Consider the following 24,230-nt stretch of genomic DNA (forward strand, 5'->3'; position numbering starts at 1 on the left):
CTTTCGAAAAGATGAATCGGGATCGGCCTGCGCCGAGCCAGGGCATTCTAGAAGTCTGGGGAAAACGGCGCTGGGCGCCTACCGGTTCAGACGATCGCCCCCTGCCCCAGCAGTTTGCGCCGCACGCGAGCGGTGCTGACAACGCCCTGTGCGCCGTCGTCGGCCAGGAGCGCCGCCGACACACCGGCAGCCTGGCCGGTGGCGAAGGCCGTGCCCATCACCCGCACCGAGCCATAGGCCTCGGCATCGGCGCCGATGACGCGCCCGCCCAGCCGCAGGTTGGCCACGCCCTGGGCCTGGATCGCGGCATACGGCACATCGAAGAAGCCCTCGCCGCCGATCGGCACGAAGCGCTGGCGGCCAGGCGCCAGATGCACCTCCATCGGCCAGCTCGCACGGGCGATGCCTTCGCCGCTGCGTCGGCCGTGCAGGCCGTCGTCGCCGTTCACGTCCCGCGCGGAGAAGGGCCGCCGGCTTTCGCGGATGCCGAGTTGCGGGCCGGTGGCGGCCAGGTGCGCACGTTCGAAGCCGGGGTGTTTGCGCAGCACTTCGAGGAAGCGCCAGGATTGCTCGCGCGCGCGCGTCTCGGCACGCGCCAGATCGGCACCGCTGATGCCGTCGGTGTCGAGGTCCACGGTCATCCACCAGATGTCGTTCGACACCGGCAGCCGCATCACCACGCCGCCATCGGCGCGCGGGATGGGGAGTTCGGCCGTGGCGTTGTAGTCGGCCACCAGCCGTGTCATCAGGGCGCGGTCGAACACCACGTCCGCCGGCACGCCGTCAATGCGCACCGGCAGCGAAGCCGGCTGCAGGTGCGCGCCCGGGCCACCCGGCTGGCGCATCGGCACGCCGGCGAACACGCTGAGGCTGGCCTCGCCGGTGGCATCGACGAAAGCGGCGGCTTCGATGTCGTGCAGGCCGCGGTGGTCGGCCACCGTGACGGCCTGCACGCGGTCGCCTGCGCGGTGCGCGGCCACCAGCCGGGTGTGGAACTGCAGCGCGATCGGCTGCGACAGCACCAGCCGGTCGAGCGCCACCTTCAGCGCCTCGGCGTCGATCATGATGATCTGGTTGCCGCTCTTGGAGCGCACCGGGTCGATGCCGAAGCCCATGCGGGCCAGGCTCTGCATCAGCTCCCAGCCCACGCCGCCGATGGTGCGCACGGGCGCGGCGTCGGCCTGTCCGCCGGTAAAGAAGCCGCAGTACGACAGCACTTGCGCGTTGGTGGCCGCGCCACCCAGGAAGCCGTAGCGCTCCACCAGCAGCGTGCGCGCGCCCATCCGCGCCGCGCCCACGGCCGCGGCCACGCCGGCGGCGCCGCCACCGGCCACCACCACGTCATAACGCTCGGTGGGAATGTTCATGCCGAAGCCTCCTTCAAGAAACGGGTGATGGTCTCGGCGACTTCCTGCGGCCGTTCTTCCATCATCAGGTGACCGGTCTCCAGCGTCTCGCCCGACACCGGGCCGTCGGCCCAGCGCCGCCAGATCTGCACCGGCGTCTCACCCTGTGCGTAGCGCCCGGTCTGCCAGATCACAAGCAGCGGACAAGTCACGCGCCGCCCGGCGGCCTGGTCGGCCTCGTCCAACGCCAGGTCGTAGCCTGCGGCGGCGCGGTAATCCTCGATCATCGCCAAGCGCACGCTCGGCAGGCGGAAGCAGCGCCGGTATTCGGCGAGCGCGACCGGATCGATCACCGGCTTGCCATGCGTCATGCGGGTGAGCGCGTCGTCGAGGAACAGGTCCGGGTCGGCGGCGAGCCAGGTTTCGGGCAGCGGCGCGGGCTGGGCCAGCATGAACCAGTGGAACGCCCGCAGGCCGGCCACGCGGTTCATGTTCCGCCACATCTCCGCCGTGGGAATGACGGTCAGCGACACCAGCGCGCGCACCTCGGCCGGATGGTCCAGCGCCAGCCGGTGCGCCACGCGGCCGCCGCGGTCATGGCCGGCCACGGCGTAGCGCGTGTGCCCGAGTTCGCGCATGACGCGTGCCACGTCACTGGCCATGGCGCGCTTGCTGTAGCCGGCGTGTGCGGCATCGGGTGCGGGGCCGATGCTGTCGCCATAGCCGCGCAGGTCGATCATCACCACGCTGAAGTGCGCCGCGAGACGTTGCGCCGCCGGCAGCCAGCCCAGGTGGGTTTCAGGGTAGCCGTGCAGCAGCACCAACGCTGGCCCCTGGCCGCCGCTGTAGGACATGATGGCCAGGTCGTCGGCCCAGGCGTGCCGTCTCGGGCGGAACTGCATCTTCAGCCGTCGACCGTGATGTGGCGGGCGGCGATGATTTCCCGGTACAGCGCCGTATCCTCGCGGATGCGCTGGGTCAGGGCCTCCGGCGTCGTGCCCTCCGCGCGCCAACCCTGCTGGAACAGCTTGTGCCGCAGGTCGTCGGAACGGATCACCGCCACCGCCGCCTTGGCGAGGACGTCGCGCCGCGCTTTCGGCAGGCTGGCCGGCGCCATCACGGCGTTCCAGATTTCCACGTTCAGCGCGGCCACGCCGGCGTCGGGCAGCGGCGGCATCTCGGGCGCCAGGATGCTGCGGCTGGCCGAGGTCACGGCCACGCCACGGATGCGGCCTGCCTGCACCTGGGCCAGCGCCGTGCCGATGGGCAGCACGGCCAGGTGGATGTCGCCGCCGATCATCGCGTTGATCACCGCCGGCGCGCCGTTGAAGGGCACATGCACCGCCTGCAGGCCGGCATTGGCCTTGAGCAGTTCGGTGATCAGGTGCGAGCCCGAGCCGACGCCGAGCGAGCCGTAGCTCCAGCGGTCGCCGGCCGCGCGCGCCTGCTTGAAGAAATCGGCCGGCGAGTCGAACGCGATCCTGCTGGAGGCGACGATCAGCAGCGGCGAACTGCCGATGACGGTGATCGGCGCCAGGTCCTGCACCCGGTAAGGCAGGCGGGGATTGAGCAGCGGCGCACTGGTCAGCGCCGCATTGCCGACCACGCCGAAGCTGTGCTCGTCCGTGGCCTTGGCCAGCACGTCGGCGCCCAGCACGCCGCTGGCGCCGACGCGGTTTTCAACGATGACCGGCTGGCCGAGCAGCCTGGCCATCGGGTCGGCAATGGCGCGGGCCAGCAGGTCCGGCGAGGTGCCGGCCGGGAAGCCGACGACGATGCGCAGCGGCTTGCTCGGCCAGGCCGGCGCCTGGGCCCGCAGCGCCAGCGGCATCAGGGCGGTGGTGGCCGCGGCGCTGGCCAGCCACTGCCGGCGCGTCGGATACGCCGGGAACGGGATCGCGTCTGCCATGTCGTCTCCTTCGCGTTGAAACACCGGTTTCTGTATGCGTGTGTGGTGCAACGGCTACCGGCGCGATCAAGGCCGTGCCCGCCGCGAGGGCCTCTCGAGCGCCGCCAGCGAGGCCGCGATGTCGGGCATCGGCGTGCTGCCGATGATCTCCAGCACCTGCACCCCGGCGAAGCCGATCTCCTGGAGCGTGCGCTGCACGGCCGCGAAGTCCACCGTGCCCAGGCCCACGCGGTCGTGGCGCCAGCTGGTGCGGGTGCCGTCGGACAGATGCACCTGGCCCAGCCGCCCGGCCAGGCGGCGCAATGCGTCGGCCTGGTCTTCCCCCACGTATTCGGCGTTCGACACGTCGTAGGCCACCTGCAGCAGCGGATGCGGGATGCGCTGCAGGAAGCGCTCGATCCTGTCCACGGTGGGAATCGGCGTCTGCGGATGCGATTCGATGTAGATCTTCTGGCCCAGGGGTTCGGCCACCTTGAGCAAGGCTTCGAGGCTATGGGCCAGGTAGTCTTCGCTGAGTGGCTGCGGCGGCGCGAACAGGCCCGAAACGCGGCCGGGTACCGCCACCACGGCCTGGCCGCCGAGGTCGGCGCCGAGCCGCAGCGCCTCGGTGAACAAGGCCACCGCATAGGCGCGTGCCTCGGGCACCACACTGGCGAGGTTGTGGTCGAGCGCAGGCAGGTTCAGCGATTCGATGCGGATGCCGTCGGCCTTGAGCGCAGCGGCGAGTGCGCGGCGCGCGCTGGCATCGAGTTCGTCGTGCCACAGGTGGCCCGGCACCATGAGGGCGTCGAAATCATTCAGGCCGAGGGTCCGCATCCTGCGCATGGCGGACAGCGCCGTCTCGCTCCACATGAACGAGAAGGTGCTGCCGCCGAAGCCGGTTTCCACGGGGCTCATGGCGAGGTGCCTCCGGTCTGCGCCCGCGGACCGGGCAATGGCGCGGACACCATGGCCAGCGGGTCCACCGCGGGCATCACGCCGAGAAAGCCGCCGAGGAATTCCATCGACGAGCGCGACATCTCCGCGCCGGTCTGCACCCTGCAGCCGCGCGACTGCGCGAAGGCCAGCAGCGGAGTGATCACCGGCAGCGTGACGGCGTCACCCACCAGCGTGCGGGGCGTGAGCGTGTCCAGCAGCGCCTGCGGCAGCGGCAGCGGATCACCGGCCTGCATGCCCATGGGCGTGGCCTGCGCGATGAAGTCCACGCCGGCCAGGTCGTCGCAGGCGAAGCCGATCTGCACCTGCGGAAAATGGGCGCGCAGCTTGGTGCCCAGGCTTTGCACGCGCTCCGTGTTCATGTCGAGCAGCACCAGGTTGGCGATGCCGGTTTCGCACAAGGCACAGGCGATCGCGCCGCCCGCACCGCCCACGCCGACCACCAGCGCGGAGCGGCCGCGCGGGTGGAAACCGTGGGCCCGGGCGGCATTGAGGAAGCCGAAGCCGTCCACATGGTCGCCATGCAGCTGGCCATCGGCCGTGCGCCGCACCACGTTGACCGCGCCGATCAAGCGCGCGCGGTCGGTGACATGGTCCGCACCCGCGGCCATGGCCTGCTTGTGCGGCACGGTGACGATGCTGCCGATGAGATTGCGGCCCTGTTTCAGCAGCGCAATGAAGTCGGGAATGCCGGCCGGTGGCACGTCGAGCGGCACCAAGGCCACGTCCAGGCCGTGCTCTTCGAAGTAGAAGTTGATGATGCTGGGCATCTTCACCTGGGCCACAGGGGAGCCCACGATGGTGATGAGGCGGGTGCTGCCGTGGATCATGGCGCGGGTACTTCCTTCGGCGGATCGAGATGGATCTTCTGCAGGCAGAGTTCGGCATCGAACTCGGTCAATTCCAGCTGGAAGCCCAGCGGCCGGCGTTCGTAGAGGGGCGCGAGCCGCGCCACCGCCGCGTCGAACAGCGTCTGCGTGACGCGCTTGCGCGTGGCCAGATCCCGGCCAGGCGCGATGCGCACCACGACCTTGATGAAGCCGTTGTCGGCCTGGCCGCCGGCCACGCGGTAGTCGCGCACAGGCTGGGCCAGGGTGCGGATGCCCCACAGCGGAAAGATACCGGTGCCGATGGCCGCCTGGTGCAGCGTCTCCACGAGCTGGCTCGCGGCCACTTCGTCGGCCAGGTTGGCGGTGTAGTCGATGGTGATGTGGGGCATGGATCTCAGAAAGCGTTGGTGGCGGGCAAGGTCTCGAGGACCTGCTGCTTGCCGTTCTTGACTTCGACCAGGTAGCTCACGCGGTCCGGGTCGCCGGCGGTATTGAACTTCACGTCCATCAGGAGGCCGGGGTACTCCTTCACGTACAGCGGCATGTTCTTGATCTTCGCGGCGAATTCCTTGCGGTCGACCTTGCCGATCTTCTCGCTCACCGCCTTGATGATGTAGGGCACGGTGTAGCCCTGGATGCCGTTGTGGTCGGAGCGGATCTTGTAGGCCTCGAAGTACTTCTTGTCGAAGGCGCGCATGGCATCCGTCGGGGCGTCGGCCGTGAGCGGCACCACGCCGAGCGCGCCGTTGGCCGCGTCGCCCGCGAGTTCGATGGTCTTCTGGCTGACCAGCGTGGTGTCGCCCATCACCGGCTTGCTGTAGCCCTGCTTGCGCAGTTCGCGCAGCAACCGCGCCGACTCCTCCTCGTTGGTGTAGGCGAACAGCACGTCGCCGGTGGCCTGCTTGACCTTGACCACGGCGCTGGAGAAGTCGACCTGCGCCTGGTCGGTGGACACGTCGGCACCGATGGTCATGCCCAGCGCCTTGGCGGCCTTGATGAACTCGTCGCGCCCGCCTTTGCCGAAGTCGCTGTTGATGTAGATGATGTCCACCGTCTTGGCCTTCAGCGTCTCGGCCATGTAGCGCGCCACCTTGGGCATGGCGGTCGCCTGCGTGGCGTTGGTGCGGATCACGTAGGGGTTGCCCTGGTTGGTGATCGATGCGGCTGCGGCGCCGGTGAAATTGGGAATCTCCGCGCGACGGGTTTCGTTGGCACTGACCACCATGGCGCCGGAGAACGTGGGGCCGACCGCGGCGAACACGTCCATGTCCACCGCCTTGGAGGCCATCGCCTTGGCCACGCCTGGATTGCTCTGCGTGTCGAGCATCTCGGTCTCGATCTTGCGCCCGAGGATGCCGCCGCTGGCGTTGATCTCCTTGATCGCCAGTTCCAGGCCGTTGCGGTAGTTGGTGCCCGCTGAGGCGATCGGGCCGGTGAGCTCGAGCAGGTTGGCGATCTTGATGGTCTGCTGCGCGTGGGCCGGCCCTTGCAGCGCCAGCGCGATCAGGCCGGCAACGAGGGGAATGCTCTTCTTCATTTGTCTCTCTCCTTATGGTGGTTGAACTGACGCGAAAAAACCCGGTAAAACTACAGCGGCTGGCCTGCGAGCCAGCGGGCGCCCCTGGCGTACAGCGCCTCGACCTCCGGCCCCTTCAGCGCCGGCATGTCCTTCTTGATCTGGTAGCCAATCTGGCTCTGCAGGTAGGCCAGGTGGCGGTAGCCCTCGGGGTACTGGGCCAGCGTGGCGGCGTCCAGCTCCAGGCGCGCGCTGGGCGACACCGGGTCCATGCGGTCCTTCTCGTAGATCGGCTGGCGCAGCACCATGCCCCAGCGGCCGTCGCGTTTCTCCAGGAAGTCGTAGAAGCGGCCGGTGCAGACCACGTCGACCCACACGTCGTGCACCAGCGCACGCTGCGAAATCGTCATCTTCGTCTGGGCGATGGCGCGGTCGCCCGCCAGATCGACCGAGGTGCCACCGAGAAAGTGCAGGATGCTCACGCCCTTGTCCCAGCCCTCGCGCGTCACGCGGATGAACTCGTCGGCCACGCCCTGGAACCAGGTGGCCATCATGACCCCATCGTCGTGCCACACGGTGCGAAAGCGCTTCCAGTCGCCGGCGTCGCGCCAGACCACCCAGTTCTCCAGCAGTTGGCGGATGGTCTGCACGTCGCGTTCATGGTTCAGTTCGGCATCAAGGGTCATGGTGTCTCCAGTTTCAAATGGTTGAATTCAGATCGGCGAAGAACTTGCGCGTGGCGTCGCCGACGATGCGCGCCTGTTCGTCGAAGGGAAGATGCGCCAGGCGCAGCGTGGGCGCCTCGACGCTGATGGGAATGCCCTTGGGCAACGCGGCCAGCAGGCCGGCCAGCGGCAGTTGCCCCTCGCCCGGCAGCAGCCGCGCGGTGCGGGCCTCGACGCGCCGCTCGTCCACGCTCACCGGGCCGACCAGCGGGCCATCGCACAGCTGCATGTAGGGCAGCAGCATCGGATCGATGGCGGCGAGGTCCTCGCTCTTCGCGCCGGAGCGAAAGAACTGCAGCGCATCGATCAGCAGCCGTGCATTGGGCTGTTCGCTGCGCTGCACCAGCCAGTGCGCCTGTGCCAGCGTGCCGATGGTGCAGTAGGTGATGAACTCCAGCGCCACGCTCATCTGCAGCCGGGCCGCGGCCTGGCACAGCTTGCAGAAGTTGTCGAGCAAGCGGCCGAGGTCGTCGTCGAAGCCCACCACCAGCACCTGGCGTGCACCGAGCCGATGGCCGACTTCCAATGCCGGCACCAGCGCGGCCACGTCGGTCTCCGGCCGGAGCCAGATGGCCTCGATGTCGAGCAGGCGCACGTTGCGGCTGCGCAGGCGCTGGTCGATTTCTCGCACCAGCGCCGGATTGCCGACCACGTCCGGCAGCACGTCGGTGGGCGCGGGCGGCACGATGCGTATGCCGCAGTAGTCGAAGCCACCGGCGGCGGCCGCGTCGATCAGCGACAGCGGATCGGCCTGGAGCATCGTCAGGTGGTGCAACGAGAGCTCGGGCATGGGGAGATGGTTCTTCATACGGCGTAGTCCACTTGGTGGCGGCTGATGCGCAGGTCGCCCAGGGCCTGTTTCACCCGCAGGTGTTCGGGATGCGTGGCATAGGCGTCGAGCGCGGCCTGGGTGGCGAATTCGGAATACAGCACCACGTCGCAGGCGTAGTCGATGTGGCTGTGGTCGATGCCGATCTCGAGTTGCAGCAGGCCCGGGATGCGGTCGCGCAGCGACTCGAATTCGCGCCGCAGCAAGTCGCTGTTCTCGCGGCGCTCGGCCAGGCTGTTGCCGCGCAGGCGCCACATCACGATGTGCTTGATCATGCCTTGGGACCGGCCAGCGGGTTGAGCACGAAGTCGTAGTCGAGCCGGTGGCCGCCGCCCGGCTGGGGCACCCAGTCGGCCACGAGCGACTGGCGCACGCCGAACACGGCGTCCGAATCCAGGTACTGGTCGCCCGAGCGGAACACATGGGTAATCAGCGGCTCGTAGCCTTCGGCCTCGATCTTGAAGTGCAGGTGCGCGGGACGCCACGGGTGCCGCTTCGTCGCGGCCAGGAGCGTGCCCACCGGGCCATCGGTGGGGATCGGGTAGGCCTCGGCCACGATGGTCCTGAAATGGAAGCCGCCGTCGGCCCCGGTGGTCAGCACGCCACGCCCCTGCGCATGCGCAAGGCCGGGGTGCTGCACGTCGTAATGGCCTTCGGCGTCGGCCTGCCACACGTCGACGCGCGCGCCGGCGATCGGCTCGCCCTTGACGCCGCGCACATGGGCGAAGACTTCGCAGGGCTCGCCGACGGCGCCATTGGCCACGTCGTCGCCGTGCGCATAGTGCGGTGCGCCCTCGACGAAGAACGGGCCGAACACGGTGGCCTCGGTGCAGCCGCGCGGCTTGTCGTTGTTCATGGCCACTGTCAGCATCGACAGGCCGAGCACGTCGCTCAGCAGGATGAACTCCTGGCGCTTGTCGTCGCATTTCTGACCGGTGGCGGTGAGGAACGCGATGCCCTCCAGCCATTCGGCCTCGGTGAGGCGCACCTCGCGCGCAAACGCATGCAGGTGCTGCACCAGGCTGGTCATGATCTCCTTGAGGCGAGGATCGGGCGTGTCGCCGAACCGCGCGATGACGGCCTGGGTGATGTTGTCCTGGTTGAGGTTGCGCAACTTGTCTCCTGCCTTGGCTGTTTCGTGGACTGCGGCGCCAATGTAGAAGACAACGCGCCGACTGCAAAGGCCGGTGCGACAAATGACTTTTCCACCAGGCGGAAGAATCGGCGAAGAATAGACCGCGTCTCGCCGCACAATGCGGTCAACGGAAGGAGACAAGTTTGGACCGCTGGACCGAGATCGAACTGTTCGTGCAGGTGGCCGAGACCGGCAGCCTGAGCCGCGCCGCGGCCGTGCTGGACCTGTCGAACGCGGCCGCGAGCCGGCATCTGGCCGCGCTCGAGCAGCGGCTGGGCGCGCGGCTGGTCGAGCGCAACACGCGCCGGCTCTACCTCACCGACACCGGCCAGGCCTTCTTCGGCCGCGCCAAGTGCATCCTCGCCGACCTGAAGGACGCCGAATCCACCGTCAACGCCACGGCTTCGGCCCCCAGCGGCACGCTGCGCATCACGGCCTCGCTGTCGTTCTCGATGCACCACATCGCGCCGCTGCTGCGCGAATACACCGGCCGCTACCCCGAGGTGACGGTGCACGTGGAGGCCGCGAACCGGTACTTCGACCTGATCGAGAACAACATCGACGTGGCCATCCGCACGCGCGAGGTGGAGCCCGATTCGAACATCACCATCCGAAGGCTGGGCGAGACCCGCCGCATCCTCGCCGCCTCGCCGCGTTACCTCGCGCAATACGGCCGGCCGCAGCAGCTCGCCGACCTGCAGCGCCACAAGATGCTGATCTACACCTATGCGAACAACCCGAACGACATGCGCTTCACGCGCGACGGCCAGGTCTCGACGGTGCATGTGAAAGGTCTGCTGGAATCCAACGACGGCCAGGTGCTGCGCGCCGCGGCGCTCGATGGCCTGGGCATTCTGGTGCAGCCGACCTACATCCTGTTCGACGACATCGTGGCCGGCCGGCTGGTGCCGGTGCTCGACGACTGGGACCTGCCGCACCTGACGATCAACCTCGCCTACCCGAGCCGCCGCCACATGTCGGCCAAGGTGCGGACCTTTATCGACTTCATCGCGGAATACTTTGCCCGCATGGACTTCGAACGCAAATGGACGGGCCACTGGTAGGGAGGGGAAAAACTCCGCCAGCAAGGGAAAAGCACCGCGTGCTAACCTCCCCGCCATGTTCAATCCGTCCCAAGCCGATGTCCGCCGTTTCTTCTGCTCCGTTTACGAGAAGTCGCAGAACGGGCAAGCCATGGAAGCTATCGAAATCATAGCTAGCCAGTGGCTGGCCGAACACCCTGAATACCACGCGGAACTGCAGGACGTGGACGCCGCGCTGGCCCGCATGGCCGATGCCGACCCGACGCGGGAAAACCCGTTCCTGCATCTTTCCATGCATCTGTCGCTGAGCGAGCAGTGTTCGATCGACCAGCCGCGCGGCATCCGCCAGGCGGTGGAGTTGCTCACACACCGGCGCGACTCGCTGCATGCGGCCCACCACGAAGCCATGGAATGCCTGGGCCAGACCCTTTGGGAAAGCCAGCGCGCCGGCCGGCCGCCGGATGGCGATGCCTATGTGGATGCGGTGCAGCGCCGCGCCACGCACGACTGAAGGGATTGCACGGCCCCGCCGCCCGCAGGGACACAAAGGACAAAGCCCGCGATTGCGGGCTCTGGCGGGCTTTGTTTGATCCGGCGCGAAGCGAATTACCGGAAGCGCGACTCGGGCACCGTCTTCAGGTCCGTGTCGAGCGAATGCACGTAGCCCGCGAGTTCCTTCAGTTCGGCGTTCGAGAACTGCTTGGCGACGCCACCCATGATGGCGTTGGAACGGCCGACCAGCGGATGCGCCGTCTTGTAGGCCTTGAGCGCGACGAAGAGATAGTCGGCATGCTGGCCGGCGATCTTGGGATAGCTCGGATCGATCGGCTTGTCGAAATTGGCGCCATGGCAGGACACGCAATTGCCCTTGGTCAGCAGGGCCTGGACCTGTGCGCTCGGCTTGACGGTCGGTTCGGCCGCGACGGTGGCGCCTTCGACCACGCCGCTGGCGCTGTAGTAGGCGGCGACGTCGGCCATGTCCTGGTCGCTCAGCGACTCGGCGATGCCGCGCATGGTCGGGTGACGGCGGTCGCCGGCCTTGTAGGCACCCAATGCCGAGACGATGTACTTGGCGCTCTGGCCGGAGATCATCGGCACCTTGTGCACTTCGGGAAAACTGGCTTGGTAGCCCTTGATGCCATGGCAGCCGATGCACATGTCAATCTTGGCCTGGCCCGCCTTGGCGTCGCCCTTGATCTCCTGGGCAGTGGAAACGGCCGTCACTGAAGCGACAGCCAACGCAAACACCGTGGTCAACATCTTGTTCATTTTGCGAGCACAATCTAGAGAAAAAACGGGCCTCTGATCAACCCCTGATTATATGCGGCCGACTCCAGCGGCCGACAAGCTCTTTCGTCCCGCCAAGACCTGTTCCAGACCCATCAGCGCACCCTACCCATGAAGTTCCAAGGCTCCGACAATTACGTTGCAACCCAAGATCTGATGCTCGCGGTGAACGCCGCCGCCACCCTGCAGCGGCCGCTGCTGGTGAAAGGCGAACCCGGCACCGGCAAGACCATGCTGGCCGAGGAAGTGGCCCAGGCCCTCGGCCTGCCGCTGTTGCAATGGCACATCAAGTCGACCACCAAGGCACAGCAGGGTTTGTACGAATACGACGCGGTGAGCCGCCTGCGCGATTCGCAGTTGGCCGACGTGGACGGCGGCGAGCGCGTGAAGGACATCCACAACTACATCGTCAAGGGCGTGCTGTGGCAGGCCTTCACGTCGGAGACGCCGGTGGCGCTGCTGATCGACGAAATCGACAAGGCCGACATCGAATTCCCGAACGACCTGCTGCGCGAGATCGACCGCATGGAGTTCTATTGCTACGAGACCCGCGAGCTGATCCGCGCCAAGCACCGGCCGCTGGTGTTCATCACTTCCAACAACGAGAAGGAACTGCCCGACGCGTTCCTGCGCCGGTGCTTCTTCCACTACATCAAGTTCCCCGATGCGACGACGATGCAGCAGATCGTCGACGTGCATTTCCCCGGCCTCAAGAAAGAGTTGCTGACCGCGGCGATGAAGACCTTCTACGACGTGCGCAACCTGCCCGGGTTGAAGAAGAAGCCATCGACCAGCGAACTGCTCGACTGGCTGAAGCTGCTGGTGGCCGAAGACATTTCCGCCGAAGCCCTGCACAGCAAGGACGACAAGGTCGCCGTGCCGCCGCTGGTGGGTGCGCTCTTGAAGAACGAGCAGGACGTGACGCTGTTCGAAAAGCTGGTGTTCATGCAACGCCACAACCGTTGAGGAGCACTGCACAGATGGCATTTGTAGACCCCGTCACGCTCAAGGCCGGCGATCTGGCCCTGGTCCCGCTTTCCCTGGAACACGAACCCGGCCTGCGCGCCGCCGCCGCCGATGGCGAGTTATGGAAGATTCGCGTGACCTCGGTGCCCGAGCCGCAGGACACCCGTGCCTACATCGAGACCGCGCTGCGCACCACCGACCGTTTTGCTTTTGCCGTGACCGAGGCCGCCACCGGCAAGGTACTGGGCACCTCCAGCTACCACGACGTCCTGCCCGCCGTGAAACGCGTGGAAATCGGCTACACCTGGTACGCCCAAAGCTGCCAGCGCACCCATGTCAACACCACCTGCAAGTTGCTGCTGCTGACGCATGCCTTCGAGACGCTGGGCTGCCATGTCGTGGGCTGGCGCACCGACAATTTCAACCATGCCTCGCAACGCGCCATCGAGCGTCTTGGTGCCAAGAAGGACGGCGTGATCCGTGGCCATGCGTTGCGCCGCGACGGCACCATCCGCGACACCGTGATGTACAGCCTGCGCTCGGGCGAATGGCCGGAGATCAAGGCCCAGCTGCAATACCTGCTGAGCAAGCCGCGCGACTGACGGCTCCGAGATACGCCCTGGGATAGTGCCATGCTCATCGACTTCTTCTACACCCTGCGCTCCGCCAAGCTGCCGGTCTCGGTCAAGGAATACCTGATGCTGCTCGACGCGCTGAAGCAGGGCGTGGTCGGGCCGGCCAGCGCGGACGGGGGCTACGGCATCGACGACTTCTACTACCTGAGCCGCACCGCCCTGGTGAAGGACGAGAAGCACTACGACAAGTTCGACCGCGCCTTCGCGGCCTACTTCAAGGGTGTGGAGATGGTGGCCGACTTCACCAAGGAAGTGCCGCTCGAATGGCTGCGCAAGAACCTGGAGCTCGAGCTCAGCCCCGAGGAGAAGGCCAAGATCGAGAAGATGGGCTGGGACGAACTCATGGAGACGCTCAAGAAGCGCTTCGAAGAGCAAAAGGAGCGGCACGAAGGCGGCAGCAAGTGGATCGGCACCGGCGGCACCTCGCCGTTCGGCGCCAACGGCTTCAACCCGCAGGGCATCCGCATCGGGCAGGACAAGGGCCGCAACAAGAGCGCCGTCAAGGTGTGGGACCAGCGCGCCTACAAGGACTACGACGATACGCAGGAACTCGGCACGCGCAACATCAAGGTGGCGCTGCGCCGGCTGCGCAAGTTCGCACGCGAGGGCATGGCCGAGGAACTGGACCTGCCCGACACCATCCGCGCCACCGCGGCCAACGCCGGCTACCTCGACATCAAGATGGTGCCCGAGCGCCACAACAACGTGAAGGTGCTGCTGCTGATGGACGTGGGCGGCACCATGGACGAGCACATCACCCGCGTCGAGGAGCTGTTCTCGGCCACCAAGACCGAGTTCAAGCACCTCGAGTTCTACTACTTCCACAACTGCGTCTACGACTTCATGTGGAAGAACAATCGGCGCCGCTTCAGCGAGAAATTCGCCACCTGGGACATCATCCGCAAGTACAACAAGGACTACAAGCTCATCTTCGTGGGCGATGCGACCATGAGCCCGTACGAGATCCTGCAGCCCGGCGGCAGCGTGGAATACAACAACGAGGAAGCCGGCGCCGAATGGCTGCAGCGCCTGACCAACGCGTTCCCCAAGTTCGCCTGGATCAACCCCGAACCCCAGGGCGTGTGGCAGTACCGCCAGAGCATCAGCGTTGTCCAGCAGTTGATGAACCACCGGATGTACCCTTTGACACTGAAGGGTCTCGAGGAGGCCATGCGCCTGCTGTCAAAATAGGCCGATGCTCCGTCGCTTGATGCGCAGGCTGGCCGTGGCGCCGGCCTGGTTGAACCCTCCGGGCCCCGAGGCCCCATACCCCAGGCCCTCCCGCCTCTTCCTCGCCTGTGGTCTCGTGGCCAGCCTGGCGCTGACCGCCTGCGCCTCGCGCCAGACCGACCCGGACCGGTCCGAGCGCCGGCAGCGCGCCGAGGCCGAAGCGCCGCCCGCCTTCGACCTGAAGGTCGATGCGCCCGACGACATCCGCGAGCTGCTCGAAAAGCACCTGGAGTTACAGCGCTACCGCGCCGTGCCCGACCTCAACGAGGCCGAGCTCGCGCGCCTGCTGGTGATGGCCGAGGCCAACGCCCGCGAATTGATTGCGACCCTCGGCTATTTCTCGCCCGATATCCGCATCGAACGCGACAGTGAAACCACGGCCACGCCCGCCGCCGCGCCGGCGTCTTCGGCCACGCCGGTGGCCGCGCGCATTCCGCAGATCCGCATGACCGTGTCGCCGGGGCTGCCCACCCAGGTGGCCAGTGTGCAACTGGATGTGACCGGCGCCATGGCCGACAGCGCGGCGCCCGATGTGGTCGCCCAGCGCAACGCCCTGCGCAAGGACTGGAGCCTGAACGCCGGCCGCCGCTTCACCCAGGCCGACTGGAGCGATGCCAAGACCAGTGCCGTGCGCCAGCTGACGGCCAAGCGTTACCTGGCCGGCCGCATCAGCGGCAGCCGGGCCGACATCGACCCCGAAAAACGCGAGGCCGCGCTCGGCGTCACGCTGGACTCCGGGCCGGTCTACCTGCTCGGCCCGCTCGAGATCACCGGCCTGTCGCACTACAGCCCTGCGCTGGTGGAGCGTTTCGCGCGCCTCAAGCCCGGTGCCGAATACGACCGCGACGAACTGCTGCGCGCGCAGCAGCGCCTGTCCGACAGCGGCTTCTTCGACTCGGCCTTCCTGCTCGTGGCACCCGAATCCGATCCCAAAGCCGCGCCGGTGCAGACGCAGTTGCGCGAGGCCAAGCTGCAGAAGCTGGTGCTCGGTGTCGGCGCCACCACCGACAGTGGCGCACGCTTCTCGGTCGAACACACCCACAACCTGGTGCCGCTGATCGGCTGGCGCGCCGTGTCCAAGCTCAGCGTGGACCAGAAGAACCAGTACCTCGGCACCGAGCTCATGTCGCAGCCCGATAGCAGCTACTGGCGCTGGGTGGTGGGCGGCAAGCTGCAGCGCGAGACCGACGACCCGCTCACCACCACCAGCCAGCAGCTTCGCTTCGGCCGGCTGCAGACCAGCGAACGGCTGGACCGCAGCGTCTATCTGCAATACGACCGGGCCGAGGTGCGCGGCGGCGACGCCACGGTGGACTCGGGCTCGGGCAATGCCATCAGCCTGGCTTGGGCGTGGACGCAGCGCAACTTCGACAACGTGCTGTTCCCCACGCGCGGCTGGGGCCTGGGCGTGGAACTCGGCCCCGGCCTCACGCTCGGCACCGATCGCCAGCCGTTCTTTCGCACGCTGCTGCGCAGCCAGGCCTATGTGCCGCTCGATGCCTTGGGCGAACGCAGCGGCCGTTTGTCGATACGCGGCCAGGCCGGCGCGGTGGCGGCCAAGGCCGACGCGCCGATCCCGGCCACGCAGTTGTTCCTGACCGGCGGCGACAGCACCGTGCGCGGCTACACCTACCGCAGCATCGGCGTGGCCACCAGCACAGGCATCGTGCAGGCCGGGCGCTACCTGGCCGTGGGCAGCGTCGAATGGCAGCGCCCGATCTACAAGGACGGCCGGCCCACCGACTGGGAAAGCGCGGTGTTCGTCGACACCGGCGCGGTGTCCGACCAGGTCGGCAAACTCGATGCGCAGACCGGCGTGGGCGTGGGTGCGCGCTGGAAGAGCCCGATCGGCCCGTTCCAGGCCGACCTGGCCTACGGCATCCAGGCCAAGGCCTTCCGCCTGCATCTGGCCGTGGGGTTCACGTTTTGAAGAGGCTCAAGCTGCGCCACTGGCTGCTCGGTACGCTGGGCCTGCTCAGCGTGCTGCTGCTCGCAGGCGGCGCAGGCCTCTGGTGGTGGACCGGCAGCGACACCTCGCTGGCCACCGTGCTGCGCTTCGCGGCCCAGCGCCAGCCGATCCAGGCCGAAGGCGTGAGCGGCTCGCTGCGCGGCGGCGGCAAGATCGCGCGGCTGCAATGGCAGCAGGACGGCCTGTCCGTCGAAGCCACCGATCTCACGCTACGCTGGCAGGCGCTGGCCCTGTTCGACCGCTGGCTCAAGCTGGACGAAGTGCACGCCGCCACGCTGCGCATCAGCGACCAGCGCCCGCCGCAGCCCAAGGCCACGCCTGCGGCACCGCCCGAATTCCTAGGCCTGCCGGTGCATGTGGAAGTCAACGATCTTCGCGTCGATCACCTCGAATGGGCGGGCCCGCCCGCCTTCACCGCCGACCAACTTCATGCGAGCTACCAGTACGACGGCGCGCGCCACCAGCTCAAGCTGTTGAACCTCGATGTGGCCGAGGGCCACTACCAGGGCGAGGCCGTGCTCACCGACCAGGCGCCGCTGACGCTGGACGCCCAGCTGCGCGCCACCCTGCAGACCAACGTGCCCGGCCGCGACCAGCGCATCGGGCTGAAGGCCCGCGCCGAGGTGCACGGGCCGCTGACGCAACTCGCCTTGAGCGCACAGCTCACCTCGGAAGCCGTGGGCGGTCACGCCGGCAATGCGGCCTCGTTGCCCAAGGCCAACGTGTCGGCGCGCATCGAGGCCTGGTCGGCCCAGCCGGTGCCGCAGGCCGATGCCGAATTCACCCAACTCGACCTGGCCACGTTCTGGCCCGAGGCGCCGCACACCCGGCTCAGCGGCGACCTGCAGGCCGAACCGGGCCAGACCGCCAACGCCTGGACCTTCAGCGCCGACATCAACAACCAGTTGCCCGGCCCCTGGGACCAGCAACGCCTGCCGCTGTCGCACATCCGCGGCCGGGGCGACTGGCAGGCCGGCGTGGCCCGGCTGCACGATTTGTTCATCGGCCTGGCCGACACGCGCGGCAAGGCGCAGGGCCAGATCGCGGGCTCGGGCAGGTTCGACAGCGCCGGCTCGGCCTGGGACACCACGCTGCAGCTGCGCGAGATCAACCCCGCCGCGCTGCATGGCAAGATGGCCGCGGCCCGGCTCAACGGCGAGGTCACGGCCCGCAGCCGGGTGGTGAACGACGTGCCGGGCATCGATTTCGGTGCCGACCTCAAGGCCGCGCCGAATGGCTCGGCCGACGTGGCGGGCCTGCGGCTCGACCAGGCCAGCGCGCGCGGCCGCTGGGCCAGGCAGGTGCTGCAGCTCGACCGGCTGCAGGTCATCGCCCAGAACGCCGAACTCGATGCCAGCGGCCAGGTCGACATCGCACGCGAATCGGGCAGCGGCAAACTGTCGATGATGGCGCCGGGCCTGCAACTGCAAGCCGACGGCGCGATGGCCGCACAGGCCGGTGCGGGCACGCTGGACCTGACACTCGCCGACGCCGGGCCCGCGCTGCGCTGGCTGCAGCAACTGCCCGGCATGCCGGCCGCGCTGCAGGGCGTGGCCCTGAGCGGCAAGGCCGGCCTGCAAGGCCGCTGGAACGGCGGCTGGCGTGACCCGGCACTCGACGCCAGGCTGCAGGTCGCCGCGCTCGAAGTGCGCCTGCCGCAGCAGCCGCCGGAGCAGGCCATCAAGCTCACGAACACCCAGGCCACGCTCGCCGGCAAGCTCAGCGCGGCACGGCTGCAGCTCGATGGCCATGCCGCCAACAGCCAGCAGAAACTAGCCGTCCGCCTGGATGCCAACGGCGGCAAGACCGCCCAAGGCTGGCAAGGCAACCTGGCCGCGTTGAACCTGAACCTGGAAGAGCCTTTGCGTCGGCCCGGCGCCTGGCAACTGGCGACGAAAAATCCCGTCGCCGTGGCATGGACGCCGAGCCGCTGGGAAGTGGGCGCCGCCCAGGCCGCCTTGACCGCGCCCGACAGCGTGGCCGGCACGGGTGCGCAGGCGCATCAACAGGTGCAGCTCGTGTGGCAGCCGGTGCGCGGCGGCCCAGGCCGTTTGCAGAGCGCAGGCCGGCTCGAAGGCCTGCCGCTGGCCTGGGCCGAAGCCCTGTCCGGCACGCGGCTGGTGGATGCGGGCGTGGGTAGCGACCTGATTTTCGACGGCGACTGGGACGTGGCCCTGGCCGATCAGTTGCGCGTGCGCGCCAACCTGCAGCGCCGCAGCGGCGACATCACGCTGCTCGGCGACGACGCAGTCACCACACCCGGCGCAGACGCGAAGCCCACCAGCACCGGCCGCATCAGCGCTGGCGTGCGCGAAGCCCGGCTGAGCCTCAGCAGTGACGGCCCGGCCATGGTCGCCACGCTGCGCTGGGACAGCGCCCAGGCCGGCCAGGCGGACGCGCAGATCAGCACGCGGCTGAGCCAGCAGGCTGGCCAGTGGTCGTGGCCCGCGGATGCGCCGCTGGCCGGCACGCTCAAGGCCAGCCTTCCGCGCATCGCCACCTGGTCGGTGCTCGCACCACCCGGCTGGCGCGTGGCCGGCACCTTGCAGGCCGATGCCACGCTGGCCGGCACGCGTGCCGCGCCGCAACTCAACGGCACGCTGCAGGCCAGCGGCCTGGCGCTGCGTTCGGTGGTCAACGGCATTTCGCTGTCCGACGGCACGCTGCTGGCGCGGCTGCAGGGCAACCGCATGCGCATCGAGTCGTTCACGCTCAAGGGGGCGGGTGGCGGCAGCGTCACAGCGCAAGGCGAGGTCGGCTGGCAGGACGGCAAACCCGGCATGACCATCGACGCCGTGGCCCAGCAGTTGCGTGTGACCACGCAGCCGGACCGGCGCGTCACCGTCTCGGGCGACCTGAAGGCCCGCCTGGCCAACACCGAACTCAAACTCGAGGGCCAGCTCAAGGTGGACCAGGCGCGCATCATGCTGCCCGAGGAAAGCGCGCCGCAGCTCGGCGACGACGTGTTCGTGCGCCGGCCGGTCGCCGCCAACCAGCCGGCCAGCCCCGCCGCACCGGCGGCCAAGCCCATTGCCGTGCAGCTCAACGTGCAGCTCGACCTGGGCAACGACTTCCGCCTCACCGGTCTGGGCATCGACACCAGGCTCGCCGGCAAGCTGCAACTCACCGGCGACGGCAAGACGCCGCGCCTGCTCGGCACCATCAACACCGTCAACGGCGAATACCGCGCCTACGGCCAGTGGCTGACCATCGAACAGGGCGTGCTGCGCTTCACCGGCGCCTACGACAACCCCTCGCTCGACGTGCTGGCCATCCGCCCCAACCTGACCCAGCGGGTGGGCGTGCAGATCACCGGCACGGCGCTCGCGCCCAACGTGCGGCTCTACGCGTCGCCGGACCTGGCCGACAGCGAAAAACTCGCGTGGCTGGTGCTCGGCCGTTCGTCGGCCGCCGGTGGTGCCGAAGCCGCCATGCTGCAGCAGGCCGCCGTGGCGCTGATCGGCGGCAGCAAGAGCGGTGGCGGCATCGCCAGCCGCTTCGGCCTGGACGAACTCTCGCTCGGCGGCAGCGCCACGAGCGACGGCACCAGCACCAGCAAGGGCGGCGCGCTGACGCTGGGCAAGCGTCTCTCGCGCAACTTCTACGTCGCTTACGAGGCCAGCCTCTCAGGTGCGATGGGTACGCTGTTCGTGTTCTACGACCTGTCGCAGCGCTTCACGCTGCGCGGCCAGAGCGGCAAGGAAAGCGCCGTCGACCTGATCTTCACCCTGCGCTACGACTAGCCGCCGAAAAGCCCCCGCGACGGCCCTACAATCCCGCTTCCCCTTCGTAGTTCAATGGATAGAACGAGTGCCTCCTAAGTGCTAGATACAGGTTCGATTCCTGTCGAGGGGACCAATCAACGGTTGGGAATGGAGAACTCTTTACCTTGGTACAGACCCTGGAACGAGTCCACCCGATTGGGCACGTACCGAGCCACATCCTGCTTGAGTTGCGCGTAATTGGCGCCATTGAGTTGGTAGGCGTAGGCGGAGCCTATGCGCAGCACTGGCGCGTCACCAGCTCCCAGCACCGTGGAAGGCGAATAGCCTGAAAGCAGAACCGCAGAGATTGGCCTGCCGCTGTTCTGCACCAACCATTGAACCGACTCATAGCTGCTCAGGACCAGCACCAGCGGTATGGAGGAAGGTGGCACGAAAATACGCACCGGTGCGCCCCCCGGTACGCGATGATTGGAACCTTCATACACGCCCACGATGGCAACCTGGGCCTGCGCTGGCACCCGGCTCAACAGGGGCATCGGGGAAGGAGGGGCGCCCGATGGGATTCGCATCGTCAAGGGAGCGCCGCTCGCCGTTGCCGCTTTGTCCGCAGCCTCAACTGCAGCGCGCGCCGCGGCTTCCGCCGCCGTGCGAGCATCGAGTCGAGCCAACTGCTGCTGCAGCTGCGCGTCTGCGATCGCTCGCTGGGCAGGTAGTGCCGGGCCGGTTGGGCCTACTTGGTCACTGACATATGACAAGTCGAAGCCTCGCCGCATAAAGCCAGTCCGCGTCGACATGGGCAGGAGCAGACCGTCTGTACCTTCATTGCTTTCCACGGGCGCAAGGGTCTGTGCCACAACGTCAAGCACCTGGGTAGTCGAGTTCATTCCGCCCGTATCAACCAACAACCGGTCTTCGTCCAACTTGCTATAGCCACGGCCGTTCATCAACGAGAACTCATACGCACCTTGATCGCCGCTTTGCAGGTCGATCCAGGCAAGGTCTCGGTTCGTCACATAAAGCATCCGGCGGCCTGACTGCATCAATAACGGCCGGAGAGATGTCGCTTGTCGCCGCAACGGCCAGGTCGCCAGTCCGTTGCTATCAAGCTCGCCTGTGGAGGTGCGACGGTGCGTCACCTGGGTAACGCTATTCGAACCTACCAGCCAAAGCTGATCGGCCGCGTCGGCCGCCGGCACGGCCCATGTCATGCGACGGCTGGCGTCGTAATACGCATACTCACGCCCATTCTGCAGATCGAGCAACGCCAACCCACCGCGGCCGTCGCCTTGCCCAACGACCGCAGCGTCCACCGTAGAGAGCCACGCCAACACGCCGTTGTAACGGTCGGTTTTCCACAGCAAGTTACCGGTGGCGACGTCAAACACCTGCATGCCACGCCGATTGGCCACGGGCAATGCGAAAAGACGTCCGTTGGGTGAAAGCTGGGCGCCAGTCGACGCGGCGTCAGGTATGCTGATGGCATGAAGTAACTTCCCGGTGGTGAGGTTCACCGAGCTGAAGCGGCTGCGAGTGTCCTGCACCACGGCCACGTTGGCAGCAGAAGCAGCATGAAGTTCCGACAGCGCCGTCACATCGGTCAACGGGCGACGCGCACCGAGGGAGGCCAAAGGCACCAGAGCTGGCTGTTGGAGCGCCTGTCCGACGCGTCGCACACCGACCCAGTCAATCAGGGCAGCGTCCTGTTTGAGGATGCAGGCCGAGTCATAGGGCTGCTGGCGCACTGCGGCGACACTGTGCCACCACCGCACTGGAACGACTGGAGCGCAATTCAACGCCCTCAGCTCCAGTTGACGCTGCCATCCCGCGACCAACTGTGCGTTACGGCCACCGCTAGGCGCATCTCCGTCGGCCAGCAATCGATCGGCGGCTAGCTTCAATTCATCTGGCAGCGGAAACGCAAGGGTGACTTTTTCGGTGGAAGACATCCACAGTTCGGATGCACGTTCGCAACCAGTCAAGCTGAACACCACTAGCACGGCCAGCAGCAGTCTGGTCATCAGTTTTTTCCTTGTACGTTCCTGCCGGAGATGGTCCAACTACCCAGCGGGCGCTGGCGCCTAAGGAACTGTATCAGAGGTTTACAAACGCTACACACCATGCGCGGTCGCAAGAATTCGCCGCAGCCTCCATGGCTCCGGATGCGTCCGCCCCAAAGAATCCGTCACGCCGCGGCGTCGTCCACGCCATGCACCTCCACTTCGCCCTTCCAGTCGTACCAGCGGCGATTCCACTCGACCTCGGCGTGCAGTGGCCGGTGCCTGGCGGCGTAGCGGCTGCCCCCTGTAGGCTCCAGCACGCCCGCGCTGCGCACCGGGAACTGGTAGTTTTCCAGGAACCTGACAATGACCTCCTCCAACGCCGCCGCGGAGAAACCGCGCCGACGCGCCCACCTTTCGTACACCTTCGCAGGGACCTGAACGGACATCACGACATTGCGCATCTCTCGCCTCCCGATGTTTGTGGCCACCAGCTTAAAGCGAGCGAACGCCGGCGAGTGTCGGACAGATTCGACAGCTGCCCGGACGGCCTCACCCGCAGGGCTAGCGGGCCGCAGTAAGATGCAGACGGCCGCCTAACCGGGCGGCCGCCGGTGCCGATGCCTGTCGAAGGAATCAGCCGTCATCGAATGAGGTCAATGCCATGAAGCAAATTCGCCTGGCCTGGGCGCAGGCCATCACCGTCGTGGCTGGCAGCGCGCCGGTGCAGGGGACCGATTGGGAAGCGGACACGCCGGAAGCGCGGCATCGCCTCGAGACACAGGCCAGCGCGGCCAACACAGCCGACGGGCCGGATACCTACTGGGTGGAAGACCGTGAGGCCTGAAAGCGGGTGGTAGCACGCGCTGCCGCGCCACATCACGGCGAATGCGGATGTGGCTCACCGGACCCGCCAGGCCCAGTAGACGGCTCCTATCACCACGAGTACGACGCCCAGCGGCACACCGGTGTTCAACACCCAGAATCCGGCAGCGATGCCGATGACGCCCAATCTCATCCGGCCCTCCCTCTTCTCGCGCTGGCCTGGTCCATGTTGCAGCGCAGCATGGCTTTTTAAACCAGAATCATGACGCTGTAACCTCGGCTCCGCACGAGCAGGGAACCGCGCGGCATGACGGCGCGCCAGCGCAAGGCGGACGGCTCCTACATCGCGTTCGGTTTCGGCTGACACACGGTCCGCTGTACCGCCGTTAGATTCGTGAGAAGGCTCCGGCGCTGTTGTCCGGGTCCATCTTTCAACCCGAACAGAGCGTTACGCCATGATCCAGACCAAGCAGTTCCAGCGTCCGAAGCAGCGCGGCTACACCCGCAAAGACGGCGATGCGCCGCTCGAACATCCAAGTCCGCAGCGCCCCGGCCATCGCCCCATCCATCCGCAGGCGACGAGCTCCCTGCCCCATCCTGCGCCAGCCGTACCGCGTGCGCTGGCTGCATGGCGCCAAGCCAATAGCCGCACGCCCGATACGCTGCTACCCGGCCACGGCGGAGCGTTCAGCAACGGCGACCGCCGCCGTGCCTCAGGCCGCTCGGAATTCCACGGCCGTTGATTCGGACGCGAGCGATGCTCGCACGACCCGGCCCCTGGCCTAGGGTTGCCGCGGCTTGAGACCGCGCATGCGATCCTCGCGCTCGATCATCAGCTGCCGTTGCGCCGCATCGGCCGGAGAAACTGCAACCGGTGCCTGGTTCGCCGGGTTCCGCCCACCTCCCGCGCCTGGCGCCGATTTCAGTGCATCGATGCCTGAGCGACCGATCTCCGGCCTCAGCACCGGCCCGGTGGCACCTGGCGCATTTGGCACCACGCCGGCCGCGGGATCCACCACCACCGGCGGCACGACCGGCACGGGTGAACGCGTCACGGGCGGCACCGGAATGGGGTCGGCAATGCTATTCGTTCGCGGGACCTTGTCGATGATCGCCCCCGAGCTGCCGTCGGTCACCGGCGCGGGCAAGCCTGGCTGAGGCGCTGCATCCTGGACCGGCTGGGCCTGAGCCGTGAGGCTGCTCAACGCCAACAAGAAGCCCGCCAGGCGCGGTGCCGGCGGAAAATGGCTGTTCATGGTGTCTCCTTCGCATGCAGTGGTCGACAACAACACGCTAAGCCCTGTCGCACGGGCCGGCTGTGGGCCGG

At 67.4% G+C, this 24,230-nt stretch carries 24 protein-coding genes and 1 tRNA gene; 10 read left to right on the top strand and 15 right to left on the bottom strand.

Annotated elements, in window-relative coordinates; genetic code table 11:
- Positions 1 to 86 precede the first annotated feature (86 nt).
- The 11 genes from RD110_RS23605 to RD110_RS23655 form a co-directional block, all read right to left on the bottom strand.
- A complete protein-coding gene (locus RD110_RS23605) occupies positions 87 to 1,367 on the bottom strand; it encodes an FAD-dependent oxidoreductase (RefSeq protein ID WP_076202543.1) in 1,281 nt (426 codons plus the stop codon).
- Positions 1,364 to 2,248, bottom strand: a complete 885-nt coding sequence (locus tag RD110_RS23610) for an alpha/beta fold hydrolase (RefSeq protein ID WP_076202546.1) — start codon at positions 2,246 to 2,248, stop codon at positions 1,364 to 1,366. Before RD110_RS23610 ends, RD110_RS23605 begins: the two co-directional genes overlap by 4 nt.
- A gap of 2 nt (positions 2,249 to 2,250) precedes the next feature.
- On the bottom strand, positions 2,251 to 3,255 hold the full coding sequence (locus tag RD110_RS23615; RefSeq protein ID WP_076202549.1) for a Bug family tripartite tricarboxylate transporter substrate binding protein: 1,005 nt from the start codon (positions 3,253 to 3,255) through the stop codon (positions 2,251 to 2,253).
- Between the two features lie 66 nt (positions 3,256 to 3,321).
- The gene (locus RD110_RS23620; RefSeq protein ID WP_076202552.1) at positions 3,322 to 4,152 is read right to left on the bottom strand and encodes a sugar phosphate isomerase/epimerase family protein; all 831 of its coding nucleotides are present in this window, start codon (positions 4,150 to 4,152) and stop codon (positions 3,322 to 3,324) included.
- Positions 4,149 to 5,021, bottom strand: coding sequence for a shikimate dehydrogenase family protein (locus RD110_RS23625; protein ID WP_076202555.1), 873 nt, complete (start codon positions 5,019 to 5,021; stop codon positions 4,149 to 4,151). Before RD110_RS23625 ends, RD110_RS23620 begins: the two co-directional genes overlap by 4 nt.
- Positions 5,018 to 5,410, bottom strand: coding sequence for a 5-carboxymethyl-2-hydroxymuconate Delta-isomerase (locus RD110_RS23630; RefSeq protein ID WP_076202558.1), 393 nt, complete (start codon positions 5,408 to 5,410; stop codon positions 5,018 to 5,020). Before RD110_RS23630 ends, RD110_RS23625 begins: the two co-directional genes overlap by 4 nt.
- A 5-nt stretch (positions 5,411 to 5,415) precedes the next feature.
- Positions 5,416 to 6,558, bottom strand: coding sequence for an ABC transporter substrate-binding protein (locus RD110_RS23635; RefSeq protein WP_076202561.1), 1,143 nt, complete (start codon positions 6,556 to 6,558; stop codon positions 5,416 to 5,418).
- A gap of 50 nt (positions 6,559 to 6,608) precedes the next feature.
- Positions 6,609 to 7,223, bottom strand: a complete 615-nt coding sequence (locus RD110_RS23640; protein ID WP_076202563.1) for a nuclear transport factor 2 family protein — start codon at positions 7,221 to 7,223, stop codon at positions 6,609 to 6,611.
- 13 nt (positions 7,224 to 7,236) lie between these two features.
- The gene (locus RD110_RS23645) at positions 7,237 to 8,070 is read right to left on the bottom strand and encodes a sugar phosphate isomerase/epimerase family protein (RefSeq protein WP_239467109.1); all 834 of its coding nucleotides are present in this window, start codon (positions 8,068 to 8,070) and stop codon (positions 7,237 to 7,239) included.
- Entirely contained in the window at positions 8,067 to 8,366 is a 300-nt protein-coding gene (locus RD110_RS23650; protein WP_076202566.1) for a Dabb family protein, read from the bottom strand. Before RD110_RS23650 ends, RD110_RS23645 begins: the two co-directional genes overlap by 4 nt.
- Positions 8,363 to 9,205 carry an intradiol ring-cleavage dioxygenase gene (locus tag RD110_RS23655; RefSeq protein ID WP_076202569.1) on the bottom strand — a complete coding sequence of 281 codons (843 nt, stop codon included), beginning with the start codon at positions 9,203 to 9,205 and terminating at the stop codon, positions 8,363 to 8,365. Before RD110_RS23655 ends, RD110_RS23650 begins: the two co-directional genes overlap by 4 nt.
- 164 nt (positions 9,206 to 9,369) lie before the next feature.
- On the opposite strand from RD110_RS23655, the gene RD110_RS23660 reads away from it, so the two are divergent.
- Both RD110_RS23660 and RD110_RS23665 read left to right on the top strand, forming a co-directional pair.
- Entirely contained in the window at positions 9,370 to 10,290 is a 921-nt protein-coding gene (locus RD110_RS23660) for a LysR family transcriptional regulator (RefSeq protein WP_076202572.1), read from the top strand.
- Between the two features lie 55 nt (positions 10,291 to 10,345).
- The gene (locus tag RD110_RS23665) at positions 10,346 to 10,780 is read left to right on the top strand and encodes a DUF1841 family protein (RefSeq protein ID WP_076202575.1); all 435 of its coding nucleotides are present in this window, start codon (positions 10,346 to 10,348) and stop codon (positions 10,778 to 10,780) included.
- A 95-nt stretch (positions 10,781 to 10,875) separates the two neighbouring features.
- On the opposite strand, the gene RD110_RS23670 is transcribed toward RD110_RS23665, so the two are convergent.
- Positions 10,876 to 11,538: a c-type cytochrome gene (locus RD110_RS23670; protein ID WP_076202578.1), complete on the bottom strand. Its 663-nt coding sequence runs from the start codon at positions 11,536 to 11,538 to the stop codon at positions 10,876 to 10,878.
- A 129-nt stretch (positions 11,539 to 11,667) separates the two neighbouring features.
- On the opposite strand from RD110_RS23670, the gene RD110_RS23675 reads away from it, so the two are divergent.
- From RD110_RS23675 to RD110_RS23700, 6 genes are all read left to right on the top strand, one after another.
- The gene (locus RD110_RS23675) at positions 11,668 to 12,522 is read left to right on the top strand and encodes an AAA family ATPase (RefSeq protein ID WP_076202581.1); all 855 of its coding nucleotides are present in this window, start codon (positions 11,668 to 11,670) and stop codon (positions 12,520 to 12,522) included.
- A gap of 14 nt (positions 12,523 to 12,536) precedes the next feature.
- Positions 12,537 to 13,124, top strand: coding sequence for a GNAT family N-acetyltransferase (locus RD110_RS23680; protein ID WP_076202599.1), 588 nt, complete (start codon positions 12,537 to 12,539; stop codon positions 13,122 to 13,124).
- A 30-nt stretch (positions 13,125 to 13,154) separates the two neighbouring features.
- The gene (locus RD110_RS23685; RefSeq protein ID WP_076202602.1) at positions 13,155 to 14,348 is read left to right on the top strand and encodes a vWA domain-containing protein; all 1,194 of its coding nucleotides are present in this window, start codon (positions 13,155 to 13,157) and stop codon (positions 14,346 to 14,348) included.
- A gap of 4 nt (positions 14,349 to 14,352) precedes the next feature.
- Positions 14,353 to 16,317: an autotransporter assembly complex protein TamA gene (locus tag RD110_RS23690; protein ID WP_239467110.1), complete on the top strand. Its 1,965-nt coding sequence runs from the start codon at positions 14,353 to 14,355 to the stop codon at positions 16,315 to 16,317.
- Positions 16,314 to 20,099, top strand: a complete 3,786-nt coding sequence (locus tag RD110_RS23695; protein ID WP_076202608.1) for a translocation/assembly module TamB domain-containing protein — start codon at positions 16,314 to 16,316, stop codon at positions 20,097 to 20,099. The genes RD110_RS23690 and RD110_RS23695 overlap by 4 nt, the downstream gene beginning before the upstream one ends.
- Before the next feature lie 40 nt (positions 20,100 to 20,139).
- Positions 20,140 to 20,214 (top strand) — tRNA-Arg (locus tag RD110_RS23700).
- A gap of 1 nt (position 20,215) precedes the next feature.
- On the opposite strand, the gene RD110_RS23705 is transcribed toward RD110_RS23700, so the two are convergent.
- Entirely contained in the window at positions 20,216 to 22,099 is a 1,884-nt protein-coding gene (locus RD110_RS23705) for an outer membrane protein assembly factor BamB family protein (protein WP_076202611.1), read from the bottom strand.
- 164 nt (positions 22,100 to 22,263) lie between these two features.
- Positions 22,264 to 22,542, bottom strand: coding sequence for a hypothetical protein (locus tag RD110_RS23710; protein WP_076202614.1), 279 nt, complete (start codon positions 22,540 to 22,542; stop codon positions 22,264 to 22,266).
- Between the two features lie 200 nt (positions 22,543 to 22,742).
- Here RD110_RS23710 and RD110_RS23715 point away from each other — a divergent pair, with 200 nt between their 5' ends.
- Together RD110_RS23715 and RD110_RS23720 are read left to right on the top strand one after the other, a co-directional pair.
- Positions 22,743 to 22,925 carry a hypothetical protein gene (locus RD110_RS23715; RefSeq protein WP_076202617.1) on the top strand — a complete coding sequence of 61 codons (183 nt, stop codon included), beginning with the start codon at positions 22,743 to 22,745 and terminating at the stop codon, positions 22,923 to 22,925.
- 433 nt (positions 22,926 to 23,358) lie between these two features.
- Entirely contained in the window at positions 23,359 to 23,646 is a 288-nt protein-coding gene (locus tag RD110_RS23720) for a hypothetical protein (RefSeq protein ID WP_076202620.1), read from the top strand.
- Between the two features lie 39 nt (positions 23,647 to 23,685).
- Here RD110_RS23720 and RD110_RS23725 read toward each other — a convergent pair whose 3' ends face one another.
- On the bottom strand, positions 23,686 to 24,159 hold the full coding sequence (locus tag RD110_RS23725) for a hypothetical protein (RefSeq protein ID WP_076202623.1): 474 nt from the start codon (positions 24,157 to 24,159) through the stop codon (positions 23,686 to 23,688).
- Between the last annotated feature and the right edge of the window lie 71 nt (positions 24,160 to 24,230).

Source organism: Rhodoferax koreense, assembly GCF_001955695.1.
Classification (GTDB): Bacteria; Pseudomonadota; Gammaproteobacteria; order Burkholderiales; family Burkholderiaceae_C; genus Rhodoferax_B; species Rhodoferax_B koreensis.

Bases quoted from the DNA above. Each gene is read 5' to 3' on its own strand.
- RD110_RS23705 (WP_076202611.1), bottom strand. From the start codon at position 22,099: ATGACCAGACTGCTGCTGGCCGTGCTAGTGGTGTTCAGCTTGACTGGT.
- RD110_RS23635 (WP_076202561.1), bottom strand. From the start codon at position 6,558: ATGAAGAAGAGCATTCCCCTCGTTGCCGGCCTGATCGCGCTGGCGCTG.
- RD110_RS23720 (WP_076202620.1), top strand. From the start codon at position 23,359: ATGATCCAGACCAAGCAGTTCCAGCGTCCGAAGCAGCGCGGCTACACC.
- RD110_RS23690 (WP_239467110.1), top strand. From the start codon at position 14,353: ATGCTCCGTCGCTTGATGCGCAGGCTGGCCGTGGCGCCGGCCTGGTTG.
- RD110_RS23665 (WP_076202575.1), top strand. From the start codon at position 10,346: ATGTTCAATCCGTCCCAAGCCGATGTCCGCCGTTTCTTCTGCTCCGTT.
- RD110_RS23610 (WP_076202546.1), bottom strand. From the start codon at position 2,248: ATGCAGTTCCGCCCGAGACGGCACGCCTGGGCCGACGACCTGGCCATC.
- RD110_RS23725 (WP_076202623.1), bottom strand. From the start codon at position 24,159: ATGAACAGCCATTTTCCGCCGGCACCGCGCCTGGCGGGCTTCTTGTTG.
- RD110_RS23680 (WP_076202599.1), top strand. From the start codon at position 12,537: ATGGCATTTGTAGACCCCGTCACGCTCAAGGCCGGCGATCTGGCCCTG.
- RD110_RS23640 (WP_076202563.1), bottom strand. From the start codon at position 7,223: ATGACCCTTGATGCCGAACTGAACCATGAACGCGACGTGCAGACCATC.
- RD110_RS23710 (WP_076202614.1), bottom strand. From the start codon at position 22,542: ATGCGCAATGTCGTGATGTCCGTTCAGGTCCCTGCGAAGGTGTACGAA.
- RD110_RS23625 (WP_076202555.1), bottom strand. From the start codon at position 5,021: ATGATCCACGGCAGCACCCGCCTCATCACCATCGTGGGCTCCCCTGTG.
- RD110_RS23615 (WP_076202549.1), bottom strand. From the start codon at position 3,255: ATGGCAGACGCGATCCCGTTCCCGGCGTATCCGACGCGCCGGCAGTGG.
- RD110_RS23675 (WP_076202581.1), top strand. From the start codon at position 11,668: ATGAAGTTCCAAGGCTCCGACAATTACGTTGCAACCCAAGATCTGATG.
- RD110_RS23685 (WP_076202602.1), top strand. From the start codon at position 13,155: ATGCTCATCGACTTCTTCTACACCCTGCGCTCCGCCAAGCTGCCGGTC.
- RD110_RS23650 (WP_076202566.1), bottom strand. From the start codon at position 8,366: ATGATCAAGCACATCGTGATGTGGCGCCTGCGCGGCAACAGCCTGGCC.
- RD110_RS23605 (WP_076202543.1), bottom strand. From the start codon at position 1,367: ATGAACATTCCCACCGAGCGTTATGACGTGGTGGTGGCCGGTGGCGGC.
- RD110_RS23670 (WP_076202578.1), bottom strand. From the start codon at position 11,538: ATGAACAAGATGTTGACCACGGTGTTTGCGTTGGCTGTCGCTTCAGTG.
- RD110_RS23630 (WP_076202558.1), bottom strand. From the start codon at position 5,410: ATGCCCCACATCACCATCGACTACACCGCCAACCTGGCCGACGAAGTG.
- RD110_RS23645 (WP_239467109.1), bottom strand. From the start codon at position 8,070: ATGAAGAACCATCTCCCCATGCCCGAGCTCTCGTTGCACCACCTGACG.
- RD110_RS23620 (WP_076202552.1), bottom strand. From the start codon at position 4,152: ATGAGCCCCGTGGAAACCGGCTTCGGCGGCAGCACCTTCTCGTTCATG.
- RD110_RS23715 (WP_076202617.1), top strand. From the start codon at position 22,743: ATGAAGCAAATTCGCCTGGCCTGGGCGCAGGCCATCACCGTCGTGGCT.